This window comes from Microbispora sp. CL1-1, from assembly GCF_012034195.1.
In the GTDB taxonomy this organism is placed as follows: Bacteria; Actinomycetota; Actinomycetes; order Streptosporangiales; family Streptosporangiaceae; genus Microbispora.
Genome location: NZ_JAATEK010000005.1, coordinates 174386 through 190712, shown reverse-complemented (window position 1 = coordinate 190712; position 16327 = coordinate 174386). Strand labels below are relative to the sequence as shown.

At 69.4% G+C, this 16327-nt stretch carries 15 protein-coding genes; 11 read left to right on the top strand and 4 right to left on the bottom strand.

Annotation, left to right across the window (positions count from 1 at the left end):
- Positions 1-193: 193 nt before the first annotated feature.
- Positions 194-2002, top strand: coding sequence for a phosphatidylglycerol lysyltransferase domain-containing protein (locus tag HCK04_RS08560; protein WP_205830013.1), 1809 nt, complete (start codon positions 194-196; stop codon positions 2000-2002).
- Between the two features lie 40 nt (positions 2003-2042).
- Here HCK04_RS08560 and HCK04_RS08555 read toward each other — a convergent pair whose 3' ends face one another.
- Together HCK04_RS08555 and HCK04_RS08550 are read right to left on the bottom strand one after the other, a co-directional pair.
- The gene (locus HCK04_RS08555) at positions 2043-2684 is read right to left on the bottom strand and encodes a hypothetical protein (RefSeq protein WP_142646615.1); all 642 of its coding nucleotides are present in this window, start codon (positions 2682-2684) and stop codon (positions 2043-2045) included.
- Between the two features lie 99 nt (positions 2685-2783).
- Positions 2784-3038, bottom strand: a complete 255-nt coding sequence (locus HCK04_RS08550; RefSeq protein ID WP_142646613.1) for a hypothetical protein — start codon at positions 3036-3038, stop codon at positions 2784-2786.
- A gap of 55 nt (positions 3039-3093) precedes the next feature.
- On the opposite strand from HCK04_RS08550, the gene HCK04_RS08545 reads away from it, so the two are divergent.
- The 5 genes from HCK04_RS08545 to HCK04_RS08525 all read left to right on the top strand — a co-directional run bounded on the left by HCK04_RS08545 (position 3094) and on the right by HCK04_RS08525 (position 7206).
- Positions 3094-4464, top strand: coding sequence for a PE-PGRS family protein (locus HCK04_RS08545; RefSeq protein WP_142646610.1), 1371 nt, complete (start codon positions 3094-3096; stop codon positions 4462-4464).
- Positions 4465-4616: 152 nt separating this feature from the next.
- The gene (locus tag HCK04_RS08540) at positions 4617-5312 is read left to right on the top strand and encodes a hypothetical protein (RefSeq protein ID WP_142646607.1); all 696 of its coding nucleotides are present in this window, start codon (positions 4617-4619) and stop codon (positions 5310-5312) included.
- Positions 5313-5318: 6 nt separating this feature from the next.
- A complete protein-coding gene (locus HCK04_RS08535; RefSeq protein ID WP_142646606.1) occupies positions 5319-5888 on the top strand; it encodes a hypothetical protein in 570 nt (189 codons plus the stop codon).
- A 146-nt stretch (positions 5889-6034) separates the two neighbouring features.
- On the top strand, positions 6035-6604 hold the full coding sequence (locus HCK04_RS08530; RefSeq protein WP_142646604.1) for a hypothetical protein: 570 nt from the start codon (positions 6035-6037) through the stop codon (positions 6602-6604).
- Between the two features lie 140 nt (positions 6605-6744).
- Complete coding sequence (locus HCK04_RS08525; RefSeq protein WP_142646603.1) at positions 6745-7206, top strand: hypothetical protein; 462 nt, start codon at positions 6745-6747, stop codon at positions 7204-7206.
- Positions 7207-7292: 86 nt separating this feature from the next.
- Here the strand turns inward: HCK04_RS08525 and HCK04_RS08520 are convergent, their stop codons facing one another.
- Positions 7293-7949 carry an FHA domain-containing protein gene (locus HCK04_RS08520; protein WP_142616492.1) on the bottom strand — a complete coding sequence of 219 codons (657 nt, stop codon included), beginning with the start codon at positions 7947-7949 and terminating at the stop codon, positions 7293-7295.
- A 181-nt stretch (positions 7950-8130) separates the two neighbouring features.
- Between HCK04_RS08520 and HCK04_RS08515 the strand changes: the two genes are divergently transcribed.
- From HCK04_RS08515 to HCK04_RS08500, 4 genes are all read left to right on the top strand, one after another.
- Complete coding sequence (locus HCK04_RS08515) at positions 8131-9252, top strand: citrate/2-methylcitrate synthase (RefSeq protein WP_142646601.1); 1122 nt, start codon at positions 8131-8133, stop codon at positions 9250-9252.
- Positions 9253-9297: 45 nt separating this feature from the next.
- Positions 9298-9582, top strand: a complete 285-nt coding sequence (locus HCK04_RS08510; protein WP_142646599.1) for a DUF3017 domain-containing protein — start codon at positions 9298-9300, stop codon at positions 9580-9582.
- 107 nt (positions 9583-9689) lie between these two features.
- A complete protein-coding gene (locus HCK04_RS08505) occupies positions 9690-10907 on the top strand; it encodes an NADP-dependent isocitrate dehydrogenase (protein ID WP_142646597.1) in 1218 nt (405 codons plus the stop codon).
- 354 nt (positions 10908-11261) lie between these two features.
- Positions 11262-13844 (top strand): transporter substrate-binding domain-containing protein, encoded by a 2583-nt coding sequence (locus HCK04_RS08500; RefSeq protein ID WP_142646595.1) that lies wholly within the window; start codon positions 11262-11264, stop codon positions 13842-13844.
- A gap of 262 nt (positions 13845-14106) precedes the next feature.
- On the opposite strand, the gene HCK04_RS08495 is transcribed toward HCK04_RS08500, so the two are convergent.
- Positions 14107-14670, bottom strand: coding sequence for a PadR family transcriptional regulator (locus HCK04_RS08495; RefSeq protein ID WP_142646593.1), 564 nt, complete (start codon positions 14668-14670; stop codon positions 14107-14109).
- Positions 14671-14725: 55 nt separating this feature from the next.
- On the opposite strand from HCK04_RS08495, the gene HCK04_RS08490 reads away from it, so the two are divergent.
- The gene (locus HCK04_RS08490) at positions 14726-16156 is read left to right on the top strand and encodes an MDR family MFS transporter (protein ID WP_142646591.1); all 1431 of its coding nucleotides are present in this window, start codon (positions 14726-14728) and stop codon (positions 16154-16156) included.
- Positions 16157-16327 lie beyond the last annotated feature (171 nt).

Below are 16327 nucleotides of genomic sequence, written 5' to 3'. Positions count from 1 at the left end.
GGGCGGTGCGTGACGTCACCGGATATTTCCGGCGCGCGTGCTTCACTGTGTTCGCCCGGCCCCGATCCTTCCGCGGCCGCTCGCCCTCTTGGCGTACCTGCGGGGGCGGTGGCCGTTGGTCCTTGTCAAGCCCGGTCCAAGAATCGGGCTCGAGGCCGCCGACCCGACAAATCATGACTTATCGTCACTGTGTGTGAGCAGTCGGACGCTAGCGTATGACCTGCGGTCTCGGGTCCCGGGGCTGGCGGCCGGGGCCGCGCTGCTGATCGGCATCCTGGACATCGTCAGGGGCCTGGTGCCGAGCCTGCGCGCGAGCCGGATCGGCGAGATCGCGAGCGTCCTGCCGGGTGCCGTCACGACGCTCGCCGAGACGGCGTCGCTCCTGGTCGGCATCCTGCTGATCATGCTCGCCCACGCCCTCAGACGGCGTAAGGCGCGGGCTTGGCGCGCGGTCGTGGTGCTGCTCCCGGTGGACGCCGTGCTCGAAGGTCTGCACCGGCATCCGGTCGCCGCGTCGGTCTCGCTGCTCCTGTGGGTGGTGCTGCTGGCCGGTAGAGGGGAGTTCTACGCCCTGTCGGACCCACGTTCGCGCTGGCGGGCGCTGTGGAACCTGCTGGTGCTCGGCGCGTTCGACATCGTGATCGGGTGGATCCTCGTCGCCGCACATCACCGTACGGTCGCGGGTGACCCCGGCTTCGGCGACCAGGTGTGGCACGTCGTGCTCGGCCTGGTGGGCCTGGAGGGGCCGGTCGTGTTCACGTCCGAGCGCACCGGCGACCTGGTCTACTTCTCGCTCGCCGGGCTCGGCGCGCTCACCGCCGTCACCACGATCTACCTCGCCCTCCGGCCGGAACGGCCGGTCGCGGCGCTGGACGAGGACGACGAGCGGCGGCTGCGGGCCCTGCTCGACCGTTATGGCCGGCAGGACTCGCTCGGATACTTCGCGCTCCGCCGGGACAAGAGCGTGATCTTCTCGCCCAGCGGCAAGGCCGCCGTGGCCTACCGCGTCGTCGCAGGGGTGATGCTGGCCAGCGGCGACCCCATCGGCGACCCGGAGGCGTGGCCCGGGGCGATCAGGCGGTTCCTTGAGGAGGCCAGGCGGCACGCGTGGGTCCCGGCCGTCATCGGCTGCGGCGAGACCAGCGGCGAGGTGTGGGCCAGGGAGGGCGGCCTCGACGCACTGGAGATCGGCGACGAGGCCGTCGTCGACGTGGCCGGCTTCACCCTGGAAGGCCGGGCCCTGCGCAACGTACGTCAGATGGTCAGGCGGGTGGAGCGCCTCGGCTACACCTGCCGGGTGCGGCGTACGGGAGACCTGAGCGAGGCGGAGCGCCGGCGCATCGCCGACCTGGCCGACCGGTGGCGCGGCACCGAGACCGAGCGGGGCTTCTCGATGGCGCTCGGCCGGTTCGGCGACCCGGCCGACGCCGGCTGCCTGGTGGTCACGGCCCACCGGGCCACGTCCGAGGGCGAGGAGGCACCGGGCGGGGACATCCAGGCCGTCCTGCACTTCGTGCCCTGGGGGGCCGACGGCATCTCTCTCGACCTCATGCGGCGCGACCGCGAGGCCGACCCCGGGCTCAACGAGCTGCTGATCGTGTGGGCCCTGCAGGCCACGCCGGACTTCGGCGTGACCAGGGTCTCGCTGAACTTCGCGATGTTCCGCTCCGCGCTGGCCCGGGGTGAGCGGCTGGGGGCGGGGCCGGTGCTGCGGGCCTGGCGCGGTGTCCTCGTCTTCCTGTCCCGCTGGTTCCAGATCGAGTCGCTGTATCGCTTCAACGCCAAGTTCCGGCCCTCGTGGGAGCCGCGGTTCCTGCTCTATCCCGCCGCCCGCGATCTGCCACGTATCGGCATCGCCGCGCTGCGGGCAGAGGCGTTCCTCACGCCCCTGCGTCTCCGCTGGGGCCTGCTCCGCCGCCGGCGACCGGCTCCCGTTCCCCGTCTCCTCCCCGGTGCCGTCGTCGGCGGCGACAGCGGCCCGGAGACCCGCAGAACGGCCTGACCGTCCGCACGGGAAGCCGGTCGGTGTACGGCAGCCGGGTCTACCCGCAGACGCCGGGGAGGCCGCAGAGCTTGGCGGCCATCGTGCGCGCGTCCTTGATCAGCGGGCGGAACTGGGAGATCGGAAGGCTCTTGGTGACCAGGCCGGTCCTGACGTAGACCGCGATCGCGCTGCCTTGGCGGACGACGACCGAGCGGGAACGGTTCTCGAAGAAGAAGCCGCCGATCCGGAGGGCCTCGTCGCCGACCCCGGTGCTCTTCCAGCGGTATGAGTAGCGTTCGTGGCCGCGGCCCCCCGAGCCGCATTCGGCCAGGTCGGCGCGTACGGACCGCATCGCCGCCTTCGCGGCCCGCGCGGACGGGTAGAGCACGACCTGCTCGCTGCGATAGACGGTCTCCGCCAGATAGGTGAACGTACGGCTCGCGCTGCGGCCGTCGCGGGCGGTCCTGCGGCCGCACGGGTTCACCTCAAGGGGCTTCTTCAAGCTGTTGCTGAGCTTCAAGTGCTCCCACGGCCTGCGCGGGCCGTTCATCTTGGGCTCGTTCAGCAGGAACCCCCTGGGCAGCTTCGCCGTGGCCTGAACCGCGCTCGCCACCTCGGCCGTCACCTGCGCCGCCTGTGCCGTCGCGGCCTGACCCGTGCCCAGCGCCGTAGCCGTCACGGTCACCATGGCTGCCGCCACCGCTGACGTCATAACCCCGCGCATCGCCCGCTCCCTCGTCGATCGGCCCGCATTCCCGTTTCGACGGAACACTCGCCGCTTTTGTTCAGCACGTCTCTGTCAGTTCCTGTTCACCAGGTCGCGGGCCTCGCGCTGCAGTCGATCGGCCTCGTCGAGAAGCTGGGCCGCCACGGTGCGGCAGCGCGTCCTCCAGGTGCCGATCTGGCCGCGTATCCGGTCGGTCAACGGGCCCGACCACTCCATGGTGGCCGCCATGCCGTTCACTCCATCGACCAGCTTCTCCACGTCGTTGGCTAATTCCCGAAGTTTGGCGGCCCTGTTCTCGAGTTCCTGCACTTCGGGTGGAGATGGCACGTTTTCTCCTCTCAGCGCTTTATTCGAGGATAAGTTACAGGTAGGCTCCCGCCGCATGGGGGAAGGCGTGACGCGGAGCTTCAGGCCTGAAGACCTCGAACGCTTGGCCGGCCTTATGGACGACCTGAACAGGTCAGCGGATGAGGTTTTTAAACGCGCCTGGCCATTACAGGCATCCCAAATCGTCGCACCACTGCGGGAATTGCCTGCCTGGGGAAGCGACACGGCCAAGGACCTGAGGCAGCGGGCCGCAATCGGCCGGCTGCAGACCGGCGACCCGTTCGCCGGGCTGGTGTGGGCGGGTTTTCCGCCGCTGGAAATCGTTGCGAATGGCAACAAGATCGACCCGGCGACTCTCATCTCCGTCAACTCGGTCGCGGACTGGGCGAACAAAACTGGAAATAAGGATTTCCATCGCAAGCCCGGCGAGTCGCTGGACGACTACCTCACGCGGTTGAAGGCCGCCGCCATCTCGCACGCCATCCCTGCCCTCGAACCGCACGAGGCGACGGTCGCCAACATCCTCAAGATCGTGAGCGATGTCAAAGGGGTCACCGCCACCGCCCCGATCGTCACCACCCAGGCCGTATCCCTCAGCCGCGTGCTGTTCAACAATCAGATCCTGAAGCCGGCGCTCACAAAACTGATCGACACAGCCGTGCAGGGTAAGGCGAACGCCCTGGCGAAAAAGCTGATACCGCGCACCAGATCTGTCGCTGCTCCAGGCACCGGTCTCGCCGGTCTCACTCGGCAGCTTTTCATGAAGAGCAAGCTCTACCGCGACTACGTGTCCCTGCTGCCTCATCAGCTGGAGATGGACGGCGCCGCCAAGGCGGTTACAACGGGCAGAGCGCTCGCTGGGGCCCGGGTGAACAACTTTCTCAATCGCGTCTTCGGCGACAACCGGCTCGCCGAGCTGCTGGGTGGCAAGACACATGCCGGGGTAGATGTGCGAGCTGCCGGAGAGGCGAACCTGCTCAAGGTCTGGTCGGCCACCGCGGACCCGAAAAAGATGGAGGCTGCCGCCGCGATCCTAAAGGTCGAGCCCACCGCCCTTACCCGGCTAGGAGTGGTGGCCCGTACGGCTGGGGCCTTCCGGTCGCTAGGCATTGTGGGCGCGGTCGCCAACACCGGCTACAGTGCGGCGAACGTTATCTCACAGGGCAACCCGATCGACGCGTTCAAGCGCAATGGCGCCGGATATGTCGCGGATATCGCCGAGGTTACTTTCAACGCCTCCCTAACCGCCGCGATGATCTGCCCCAGTCCCGTCGCCCTCGGAGCTACCGTCATTACGGGTGCCGTTTACGTCGGCGCGAAGGTCATCGAACACTGGGATGACATCGAGGCCGGTGCGAAGAAGGTGGGCGAGGCGATCGGCGAGGGGGCGAGAAAGGTCTTCAGCAGCCTCAACCCGTTCGACTAGTGCAGGGAGATTGAGTAATGCCGTCCTTCGACAGCGCACGTGGCCGGTTCCGGCTTGGCCCGGCCCATTTGGGGGTCCTGGGCTGTCTTTACGAGGGGAGGGCGGTCACGGCTGACCTGGTGACTGCCCGGAACGAGTTGAGGGCCGTCGGTTTGATCAATGACGATGACGCCGTCGTCCCCGAGCTCGCTGACCTGACGGATGCCCTCGCCGAACCGATCGTGCTCGTCCAGATCGAGATGACCGGGGGCCAGGGCATGACGAACCACGGCGCGGTCGTCGGCAACGAGGCCTGTTACGTGTACGAGGGCTGGCCCGGCGAGCCGGAGCCGGAGTATGTCCCCACCGAACTCAGCACCCTCGTATGGTCACTCGCGCGAGCGGTGGGTCTGCGTGAGAGGGACGCCAAGCCACCGGCAGCCCCGATCATCACCACGACGATCGGTGTCATGGACGCCGGCTTCGTGGCGCTCGCCGAAGCGGACACCGACGACGTGGAGGAGACCGTCGCGCGGTTGCGCGCGGCGCTCGCCGCCGAGGGCGGGCTCACCGATCCCGAACTGACGGTCTTCACCCACCTGCTGCTTCAGCTCAACGGCAACTGGCGGATGACCGCAGCGTGGAACAACCGCGAGGGCAGGGGCACCGACATCCGAGGGATCACCGTGCTCGACTGCGGTCCCCTGGGCTACTGGCTACGGGAACGTCCCGCCGAGCCGGTCATGCCGGGGACGGTGACGCCCGACAGCGAGCTAAGGCTGGTTTTCACACAGACGCCGCGCGTCTGGGAGCTGATCACCGAGCTCCTCCCCAGCCTCGATCAACTTGCTGCCCCGGTGGGACGGTGATGTGCGATGTCGGATTTCACCTTCGAGCTTGTGCCGCAGAAGCCTTCTCGATCCGAGCGGAGGACCACCTTCCTGCTTCTGACCGGCACGGCGGGGCCGTATGGGGAGGTGTCTTTGAAAATCACCACCTATCCCGAAGAAGCCACGCTCCTTGCGGAGGGGCTGCCAGACGGCTCCATCTCTCATCCTGCTAATCCCGCAGAAGGGCTCATCGCTGTCGATGCCCGGACGCGACTGGCTGTCGGCGGAGTGACCGCCACTGTCACTCAAAACCGGCGCGCCTTGCGTAAGGAAGGACGTGGTCTTGGCATCAGCCTGGGTGATCGCCGATACACCTACCTCCGCCTGGACTCTGGAGAGGAGGAGCTACGGGACAGCGAACGAGGTGCGGTCACGCGGCGGCGCGGCCCCTTCCGCGGATCGAGGACCGTTATGGTCGTCCTGCCACCAGCCGATGGCACCGACCTGGCCCTTGCCCTGCTTTTGCTGGCTGCCGACACCACCCAGCTGACCGTGCCAGGGATGATCGTGTCCGGCATCATGTCGGTCTTCAACAATGGGCAAGGCAACATCTAGCGCCGCTGCGAAGATGGCGCTCTCAGCAGATGCCGGAAAAGCCCCAGCGCTTGCCGGCCGTCGAGACGCCGCGCGTCTGGGAGCTGATCACCGAGCTCCTCCCAGGCCTCGATCAACTGCCCGCTTCTGTTGGACGGTGAGGTACGGTGTCCGGTTTCTCTTTTGATCTTGTCGAGCGAGTGCCTGAACGCCGTCGTGAACGGAAGGTCACCTTTCTGCACCTGGTCGGCACGGCGGGTCCATACGGGGAGGTCTCTCTCCAAATTCCCAACTACCCCCGAGAGGCCACGCTGGTCGGGGATGGGCTGCCGGATGCGACGATCTCTAATCCGCTCGGCGCTTCTGGATACATCACCATCGATGAGCACACGCAGTTGACCGTGGGCGGGATCACCGCTCGTCTCTCCCGGAATCGGCGTGCTCTGCGTGCGGAGGACAGGGGCATCAGCGTCGTGCTGGGGGATCGCCACTACACCTACCTGTGCGGTCCAACAGGGCGGGAGGAACTGCGCGACAGCGAACGCGGTCCAGTGGTGTGCAGGGGGGCCCTTCGTTCCGGCGCGGCAAGAACCATGGTGGTCCTGCCGGACGCCGATGCCACCGATCTCGCGCTGGCCCTTGTCATGCAAGGCGCCGACACGAATGTGCTGACCGTCGGCGGAGTGATCCTCTCCGGCGCCATGTCGCTCCTGAACGGTTCGCGTCGTCACATATGACGCCCGTGTACGGCGGGAATCGTGCGTTGCTCATCTGCGGATACGCGACCTCATCGCCGGGCCTGGCATGCCCCGCGTCGGCTGGAGGTCGCCTGCCGGCTGCCGGCCGAATCGGTCGCTGATCATCTGAAGGGAGTCACTTGTCCGACACCGAGATCGTCTACCAGGAGCGGCCCGGAAAGCCGAAGTTGTGGCTCGGAGTGCCCTGGACACTGTGCGCCGTGCTGCTGATCTGGTCCTTCGGGGAAGCCTGGGTGCAGGATCACGAGCTCCCGATCGATGCCATGCTCGTCCTGACTCCGCTGTTCTTCGGCATCGCCTCGATCCCCGGGCTGGTCTCGCTGAGCAAGCGCCGTTACAACGCCATCACCCTGACGCCCCGGACGCTACGCGTGGGCCGTCACACGCTTCCCGTCGCCGACATCACGCTCCACCCGCCGGCCACGAGCCGTGCAGCTCGTCTGCTGGGCGGCGGGTACGACGTCCCGGTGGGCATGCATGCCGTCGAGCTCGGCGGGCGAGGTGGCGAGCGCTACGTGGTGGCGGTGATGAACCCGCAGGCGTTTCTCGCCGCGCTGACCCAGGTGATCGCCAAGGCGTGACGGCGAGCGCTAGTGGGCAGTGGGAACGCTCCATTGGCCGCCGGGGGTGGATGGCTTCCGCTCCCGGCGGCCGGTGTGCGGCTGGTTCAGGACGCCCGGCGGCCCGCGCTGGGGCGGGGCTGCGGCTCCGGCTCGGCCGGTCCGGTGGCCCGCTGCGGCGGCACGACCGGTGTGGGCCGCACCAGGCCGAGGGCGACGACCTCGTTGGCGAGCCGGGTGCGCCGGTTGGTGCCCTCCGGGATGCGGAACTTCTGGTAAAGCCGCAGCAGATGCTGCTTGACCGCCGCCTCGGTCACCACCAGGTCGTCGGCGATCTCCCGGGCCGTGGCGGGTGCCACGAACGCCTCGTCGGACAGCGCCGGACGGCACAGCGAGGTGAGGACGTCGACCTCCCGGCGGGTGAGCTCCGGCGCGGCGGCGCGGCGCAGCTCGACCTCGGGGGCGAGGTCCTCCCTCGGGATCCCGCCGACCCGGGCCCGGGCGGCTCCGAAGGAGACGACGTCGCCGTCGTCAAGCACCCTCCTGGCGATCGGCCTGCCGTTCACCCGGGTGCCGTTGCGGGACAGGCCCAGGTCCACGACGTACAGGTAGGGCCCGCGACGGACGAATTCGGCGTGCAGCCGTGACACGCTCGGATCCGTCAGCCGGATGTCCACGCCTCGGCCGCGGCCGATCGTGGTGACGTCGGGGCGCAGCGGCACCACCTCGCCGCTGTCCTCGATCCGTATGAACGGCCCCTCCACGGCAGTTCCTCCCCAGGTAGCCCGCCGTTACTTTCCCTATAGCTGCGGCTTACCCACCCGTGGCGAGGGGGAATCGCCTTTGCCAGGAGCAGAATCAATCCTGAAATTGGTCTGGACCTTTGAGGGGCGCTTTACCTGCTCACGGGTAGACTTCGGGCGGAGATAAGCGGAGGAAACACTTATGGCGGACAAGCCCACCAAAGGCCTCGCCGATGTCGTCGCCGCGTCCACAGCGCTCAGCGACATCGACGGCACGGCCGGCCGTCTCTTCTACCGTGGCTACGACATCCACGACCTGGCCGGCCACGCCACCTTCGAAGAGGTGGCCCACCTGCTCCAGCGCGGCACGCTGCCGACCCGCAAGCAGCTCGCGGACTACGGCGCGGAGCTGGCGGAGGGCCACACCCTGGGCTCGCTCGTCGAGAGCAACATCGCCGAAATCGCCGGGAAACAGGCGCCCATGGAGGCGCTGCGCACCCTCGTCTCGCTGGCCGGGGCCGACGACCCGGACAAGGACTCCAACGCCCCCGACGCCAACCTCCGCAAGGCCGCCAGGCTCACGGCGCAGCAGCCGATCCTCGTCGCCCGCTATCACGCGGCCAGGACGGGAGCCGACATCCCGGCGCCCGACCCCGAGCTGAGCACCGCCGCCAACTTCCTCCTGCAGATCACCGGCCGCCGTCCCGGGCAGCGCGAGGTCGAAATCTTCGACACCTGCCTGGTGCTGCACGCCGACCACACGATGAACGCCTCCACGTTCGCCGCCCGCGTGTGCGCCGCGACCCTGTCCGACATGCACTCGGCGATCGTCGCCGCCATCGGCACGCTCAAAGGCCCCCTCCACGGTGGGGCGAACGAGCAGGTCATGCGTACGCTGGAAGCGCTGGACCCGCGCGGCGTCGCGCAGGCCGTACGGGACAAGCTGGCGGCGGGCGAGAAGATCATGGGTTTCGGGCACCGCGTCTACAAGACCGAGGACCCCCGGGCGACGCACCTGCGGCGGATGTCGCAGGAGCTGGCCGAGGCCTCGGGCGACGACACCTACTATCGGATGTCGCGGGAGATGGAAGAGGTCGTCTTCGCGGAGAAGCACCTCTATCCGAACGTGGACTTCTACGCGGCGACCGTCTACCACTACCTCGGCATCCCCACGGACCTGTTCACGCCCGTGTTCTCGGTCAGCCGGATGTCCGGGTGGACCGCCCACGTGATCGAGCAGCACGCCGACAACCGGCTGATCCGGCCGGACAGCGAGTACATCGGAGAGCGCGACCAGAAGTGGGTGCCCATCGACGAGCGGTGACAGCGAGGAAGCGCCGAGGACCGCAGTTGCAGGCATGGGAGAGACGTGAGAACGAGCGAGCGTACGGCCTGGGGGCCGTACCTGCTGGTGGCGACGGGCGCGGCCGCCGGGCTGTGCGCGATCGGCGTGGGTGCGCCGGTGCCCACGGGTGGTGCGATCATGGGATGTGGCTTCCTCGCCGGATCCCTGGTCCGGGTGGCGGTCTCCGAACGGCGGGCGGGCGCGCTCGCGATCCGCGGCAAACGGGTGGACGCGCTCACGCTGGCGGCGTTCGGCGCGGCGCTCGTCATCGGCTCGCTGCTCATGCTGTTGCGGCTGCACGACTCGTAGGAACACGACCTCGTCGCGGGCTTACCACACCCGTCCGATAGCCTCAACGGCCAGTGAGCCTCAAAAAGGACGTGCTGGCCAGTTAATTCAGAAGGGGAACCCCACGCATGCCCAAGATCAAGGTAGCGGGTCCAGTCGTCGAGCTCGACGGCGACGAGATGACCCGGATCATCTGGAAGTTCATCAAGGACCAGCTGATCCTTCCCTACCTCGACGTCGACCTGAAGTACTACGACCTCGGTATTGAGAACCGCGACGCCACCGACGACCAGGTCACGATCGACGCCGCCAACGCCATCAAGCAGTACGGCGTGGGCGTGAAGTGCGCGACGATCACGCCGGACGAGGCCCGCGTCGAGGAGTTCGGCCTGAAGAAGATGTGGAAGTCCCCGAACGGGACGATCCGCAACATCCTCGGCGGTGTCATCTTCCGCGAGCCGATCATCATGTCGAACATCCCGCGGCTCGTCCCCGGCTGGACCAAGCCGATCGTCGTCGGCCGTCACGCCTTCGGCGACCAGTACCGCGCCACCGACCTGAAGATTCCCGGCGAGGGCACGCTGACGCTGACGTTCACGCCCAAGGACGGCAGCGAGCCGATCGAGCTCAACGTCTTCGACTTCCCCGGCGCCGGCGTCGCCCTGGCGATGTACAACCTGGACGAGTCGATCCGCGACTTCGCCCGCGCCTCCATGCGGTACGGCCTCGACCGCGGCTACCCGGTCTACCTGTCGACCAAGAACACCATCCTCAAGGCGTACGACGGCCGGTTCAAGGACATCTTCGCCGAGGTCTACGAGACCGAGTTCAAGGCCGACTTCGAGGCCGCCGGGATCACCTACGAGCACCGCCTGATCGACGACATGGTGGCCGCCTCCCTCAAGTGGGAGGGCGGGTACGTCTGGGCCTGCAAGAACTACGACGGCGACGTCCAGTCGGACACGGTGGCGCAGGGCTTCGGCTCGCTCGGCCTCATGACCAGCGTGCTCATGACCCCCGACGGCCGCACCGTCGAGGCCGAGGCGGCGCACGGCACGGTGACCCGTCACTACCGCCAGCACCAGCAGGGCAAGCCGACCTCCACCAACCCGATCGCCTCGATCTTCGCGTGGACCCGCGGCCTGCAGCACCGCGGCAAGCTCGACAACCAGCCCGAGGTCATCGACTTCGCCGAGAAGCTGGAGCAGGTCTGCATCGAGACCGTCGAGGGCGGCCAGATGACCAAGGACCTCGCGCTCCTGGTCGGCGGCGACGCCGAGTGGCTGACCACGCAGGACTTCCTCGCGGCTCTCGACGAGAACCTCAAGAAGAAGATGGCGCAGTAACGAGAGCGCGCTTGGCGGCGTGCCTCGGAACACGCCCTGAAACGTGCCCTGTAACGGGCCTGGAAACGGGCCTCTGCCTGCGGTTCTCCACCGCCGGGCAGAGGCCCGTTCGCTTTACGGACCGGCTGCCGGCCGAGCGGCCGCCTGGACGGCGCGGAAGGCGGCGCGGGCGCCGTACGGCCGGGCGGTCACACCCCGGGCCGTCCGAAACTTTCCGGGCGGCCCGTTTCCGTCACTCGGAGGTAGGGGCCGCTCGCCGCATTGTCACGGTTTCCTGACGTCACGGCGCGGTATCGAGCCGCGGAACCGTCGCACCGGGGCCGTAAAGTTCTGGTGCCGGTAGTTTGCCGAATCGTGGGGAACGGAATGCCGCAGATCGCGCCGTTGCAACCGGGGGATCCGACCAATCTCGGTCCCTTCGTGCTGTCCGGCCGTCTCGGCGAGGGCGGGCAGGGCGTGGTCTACTTCGGCCAGGACGAGGCCGGAGAGCGGGCCGCGGTCAAGCTGCTGCACGTCAAGTTCTCCGGTGACGCGACGGCCAGGTCCCGCTTCGCGCGGGAGCTGCGCGCCGCCCAGCGCGTGGCGAGCTTCTGCACCGCCCGGGTCCTGGCGGCCGACCTGGAGGGCGACACGCCCTACATCGCGAGCGAGTTCATCGACGGGCGTTCGCTGCGCGAGACCGTCGAGGAGGACGGGCCGCTGACCGGTTCGAGCCTGGAACGGCTGGCGGTCGGCACGGCCACCGCGCTCACCGCGATCCACCAGGCGGGCATCGTCCACCGCGACTTCAAGCCCGACAACGTGCTGCTGGCCGTGGACGGCCCGCGGGTGGTGGACTTCGGCATCGCCCGCATCCTCGACTCGACCGCCACGATCACCAGCCGGGCGATCGGCACGCCCGCCTACATGGCGCCCGAGCAGATCTCCGGCGGCACGGTCGGGCCCCCTGCCGACGTGTTCTCCTGGGCCTCCACGATCGCGTTCGCCGCGACCGGCGACGTCGTGTTCGGAGGCAACTCGATCGCGGTCGTGCTCAACCGCATTCTCAACCACGACATCGACACTGGGATGCTGCCCGAGCCGCTCGGCGGAGTGGTCCGCGCGTGCCTGCGCAAGTCGCCGGACGAGCGCCCGGCGGCCGACCAGATCCTGCTGCGCCTGCTGGGCCGCGCGGTGTCGGGCGACGCGTCGGCTGTCGTGCTGTCCGAGGGCGCCGCGCACGCCGCCGACCCCGACGCTCTCGCGCGTACGGGGCCGGTCCGCGCCCCGGCGACGGGCGGCGCCGGTCGGCTGCCCACGGGTGGCGCACGGACCGGAACCGGTGCGGGGGCCGGGAGCGGCCCGGCGGTCGGGAGCGGCCCAGGAGCCGGGAGCGGCGTATGGACCGGCACAGGCGACCACGCCGGTCATGCTGGGAACGCCGGTCAGGCCGGTCACGCCGCGAACGCCGGTCAGGCCGGTCACGCCGCGAACGCCGGTCGGGCTCGGAACGTGGGTCATGCCGGGAACGTCAGCCAGGGTGGTCACGGCGGAAACGCCGGTCAGGCCGGTCACGCCGGGAACGCCGGCCAGGGCGGTCACGCCGCGAACGCCGGTCGGGCTCGGAACGCGGGTCATGCTGGGAACGTCAGCCAGGGTGGTCACGGCGGAGACGCCGGTCAGGCCGGGAACGACGCGTCGACCGGGGCGTCTCAGTCCGCCTCGTTGTCCGGCCCCACCAACCCCAGGTTCGGCGCTGTCCCACGCGAGGGCACGGGGGGCCTCGGTGGTCACGCCACCGTATGGCCTGTTGTGGCGGCTTTCGACGCGGCGGGGCCCGTACCGGCCAGGCCCCTGCCAGGCGGAACGGGATCTGCTGGCACCGGGCCGGCTGAGACGGGGCCGGGCGATGCCGGGGCATACGGCGTGCCGGACGCGACCGGGACGTACGGGATGGAGCCGGGCGGGACCGGACCGGGTGGCACAGGGCCCAGCGGCACAGGGCCCAGCGGCACAGGGCCCGGCGACACAGGGCCGGGTGGTGGGGCACGACGTCGCCGGAGGGGCCTCTTCGGCGCGCTCGCGGCCGTGCTCGCCGTCGTGGCCGCCGGTACCGCGATCTTGGCCGCCAAGACCGGCTTCGCGTTCGGTGACGCGAGCGAGGACGGCGCCACCGGCGCCGTGGTCACGCCGCGGCCGAAGCCGGCGTACGGCTCGGTTTATGACAAGGCGCGGCAGACCAAGCGGCTGACGATCGGTGTGCGGTGGGACGTGCCCGGGGTCGGTCTGGAGCAGGCGAGCGGGTTCAGCGGGTTCGACGTGGACGTCGCGACGGCCATCGCCAGGCGCCTGAACGTCCCCGCGAACGGGATCACCTTCCGCAGGCTCGGCGTCGGCGACCGGGTGCGCGCGCTGACCGACGGCACGGTGGACATGGTCGTGGCGACCTACTCCTACGACGACAACCGCAACGACGCGGTCACGTTCGCCGGGCCGTACTACACGGCCCACACCGACCTGCTGGTGCTCTCCGGCTCGCGCATCAAGAAGCTGGCGGACCTGGCCGGGCGTCGGATGTGCGCGCCCGTCGGCAGCGTCAGCGCCCGGCTCGTCGCCGACAAGGTGGGCGTCGAGCAGGTCCCGGTGAACGACTACGCCGAGTGCATGAACCTGCTGACGCGAGGCGAGGTCGACGCCGTCCCGGGGGACGACCTCATCATCGCCGGTTTCGCCAACCGCGTGGCGAGCCTGAAGCTGTCGGTGCTCGGCGTGCGGCTGACCGACCAGCGCTACGCCGTCGGCCTGCCGAAGAGGGACCTGCGCACCTGCCGCGCCGTGGAGGACGCGATCAGCGGCATGTACGGCGACGGCACGATGCGTGACCTGCTGCGCAAGCACTTCGGCAACGTCGACTTCGCTCCTGAGCAGGACGTCCCGCCCAAGCTCGCCTGCCGCTGACCCCGCACTCCGGCCGGCCGGGCTGTGGTGCGTCATGAGCGCGCCCCTGCCGGCCGAGCGCTCACACCTCGGCTCGCCGAGCCGGCACTCTGATCGGCTGAGCCCCGCGCCACGGCTGCCCGAGCCCGCGCCCTGGCTCCGCTGGGCCCGCACTCCGGTCCGCCGGGTGTGCGGCGCCTCATGTCCGTACTCCGGCCGGCCGGGCGGGCGGGGTCCAGGCCCTAGGCCCGGTCGCCCGTCGGGGCTCAGGAGGCGTCCGGGCTCAGGAGGGGGCCGCGCCCTCCTCCGTGGAGGTCTGGCGGCCGATTTGGGCGATGGCGTCGTCGGCCCACTGCAGGGAGGTGCGGACCTGCCGGAGGCCGAGGTCCAGGGCGAGGTCGCCGAACCTGACCCCGGATGTCCTCTCCGGGGTGGAGGCGGCCTGCTTGGACGCCCGCAGGGCCTCCAGCTCGGCCAGCTTGTGCTCCATGTGGCTCTTCAGCCGTTCCAGCACGTCGAGCGCCTCGCGTGGTTCGAGTAGCGGGAGCAGGAACGCCTGCAGCGCGACCTCGCTGCGCGTCGGACCGGTGGGGTCGTGCCCGATCAGCCAGGCGCGCAGCTCCGCGCGGCCTTCCGGCGTGATCGAGTAGATCTTCCGCCCCCGTGCGCCCTCCGCCTCCACCGTGACCAGCCCGTCGGCGGTCATCTTCGCCAGCTCGGGATAGATCTGGCTGTGCCCCGCCTGCCAGACGTGGGCCACCGACCTCTCGAACCCCTTGGTCAGGTCGTAGCCGCTGGCCGAGCCGTACGCCGTCAGCAGACCGAGAAGGGCGATGCGCAGGGACATGCCCCCACTATACCTAAGGATTGACATGTAAGCTCTTACATGTCACCTTCGACATATGCGATCCAGAAACGGACTCCTCCTTTTCGCCGTGCTCGGCGGCATGTTCCTGGCGATGCTCGACCAGACGATCGTCGGCACCGCGCTGCCGAGGATCACCACCGAGCTGGGCGGCACCGACCTCTACACCTGGGTGGTGACCGCCTATCTCCTCACCTCGACCGTCACGGTCCCGCTGTACGGCCGGCTCTCCGACGCGTACGGGCGAAAGCCGCTCCTGCTGATCGGGGTGGTGTTGTTCCTGCTCGGCTCGATCCTGTCCGGGGCGGCGCAGACCATGGGGCAGCTCATCGCCTTCCGGGGCGTGCAGGGGCTCGGCGCGGGCGCGCTCCTGCCGCTGTCGCTGGCGCTGGCGCTGGACTCGTTCCCGCCGGAGCGCAGCGGGCGGGTGCAGGGCGCCGTGGGCGCCGTCATGGCGCTGAGCTACATCGCCGGGCCGTTCCTCGGCGGCCTGTTCACCGACCACGCGAGCTGGCGCTGGGCCTTCTACGTCAACGTCCCGATCGGGGCCGTCCTCGTGGCCATCATCGTGTGGCGGCTGCCGCACCGTCCCGGGCACGGTGGGGCGCGGCCCGACTATCTCGGCATCGCCGTGTTCAGCGCCGCGATCAGCGCCCTGCTCGTCGGCCTTACCGAGAAGGGGATCGACGGCCACACCTGGACGAGCGGGCCGGTGGCCGGGCCGATCGGCGCGGCGCTCGCGCTGCTCGTGGTGTTCGTCCTCGTCGAACGGCGGGTCGCGGAGCCGATCGTGCCGCTCCACCTGTTCGCGAACGGCACATACTCGCTGGTCAACGTGGCGTCCTTCTTCACGGCGTTCTGCCTGTACGCCGGGGTGGTCTTCCTGCCGCGCTACTTCCAGGAGGCGCACGGCCTGAGCGCGACCTCCTCGGGGCTGCACATCTATCCGCTGATGCTGGCGATGGTCGTGGGCAGCGCCGGCACCGGCGCCCTGATCGCGCGTACCCGCCGCTACAAGCCCTGGCTGGTGATCGCGCCGGTCTTCCTCGTCGCGGGCACGGCGCTGTGCGCGAACCTCGAAGTCGGCACCTCGACTCCGCTGCTCGTCGTGTGGATGGCGCTGATCGGGCTCGGCATGGGGCCCATGCTGTCGGGCCTCACCGTGGCGATCCAGACCTCCGTGCCGGCCCGCTACATCGGCACGGCCAGCGCGAACCTGACGTTCTTCCGGCAGATCGGCGGCTCGGTGGCGCTGGCCGTCGCGGGCACGGCGTACACGTCCGTGGTGACGCGGGAGGCGCCGATGCACGGCCTGCCCGCGGCCCACGCCGCCGCGACCGCGACCGTCATCCCCTGGCTGGGGGTCGTGGGCGCGGTCGTCGCCCTCCTCGCGCTCGCCCTGCTGCCTCGGGGCGGCGTGCCGCTCGACAGGCGCGCGCCGCGGCAGGAGGACCTCGTCGCGGCGTGAGAAGGCACGTCAGCGGCGCTTCGAGCGGCGTGTCGGACGGTGCGCGGGGCCCGTCCGACACGGTTGAATTGATCGCAAGCGTTCGGGGGAGCGGCAGTGGGTCGTAGGGTCGTCACGGGTTTCACGGGTTTGGTCTGTGTGTTCGCCGCCGGAGCGCCTCATCCGGCGCTC

Excerpts from the sequence above, each read along its gene's own strand:
- HCK04_RS08545 (WP_142646610.1), top strand. The coding sequence starts at position 3,094 with ATGGGGGAAGGCGTGACGCGGAGCTTCAGGCCTGAAGACCTCGAACGC.
- HCK04_RS08535 (WP_142646606.1), top strand. The coding sequence starts at position 5,319 with ATGTCGGATTTCACCTTCGAGCTTGTGCCGCAGAAGCCTTCTCGATCC.
- HCK04_RS08515 (WP_142646601.1), top strand. The coding sequence starts at position 8,131 with ATGGCGGACAAGCCCACCAAAGGCCTCGCCGATGTCGTCGCCGCGTCC.
- HCK04_RS08505 (WP_142646597.1), top strand. The coding sequence starts at position 9,690 with ATGCCCAAGATCAAGGTAGCGGGTCCAGTCGTCGAGCTCGACGGCGAC.
- HCK04_RS08495 (WP_142646593.1), bottom strand. The coding sequence starts at position 14,670 with ATGTCCCTGCGCATCGCCCTTCTCGGTCTGCTGACGGCGTACGGCTCG.
- HCK04_RS08490 (WP_142646591.1), top strand. The coding sequence starts at position 14,726 with ATGCGATCCAGAAACGGACTCCTCCTTTTCGCCGTGCTCGGCGGCATG.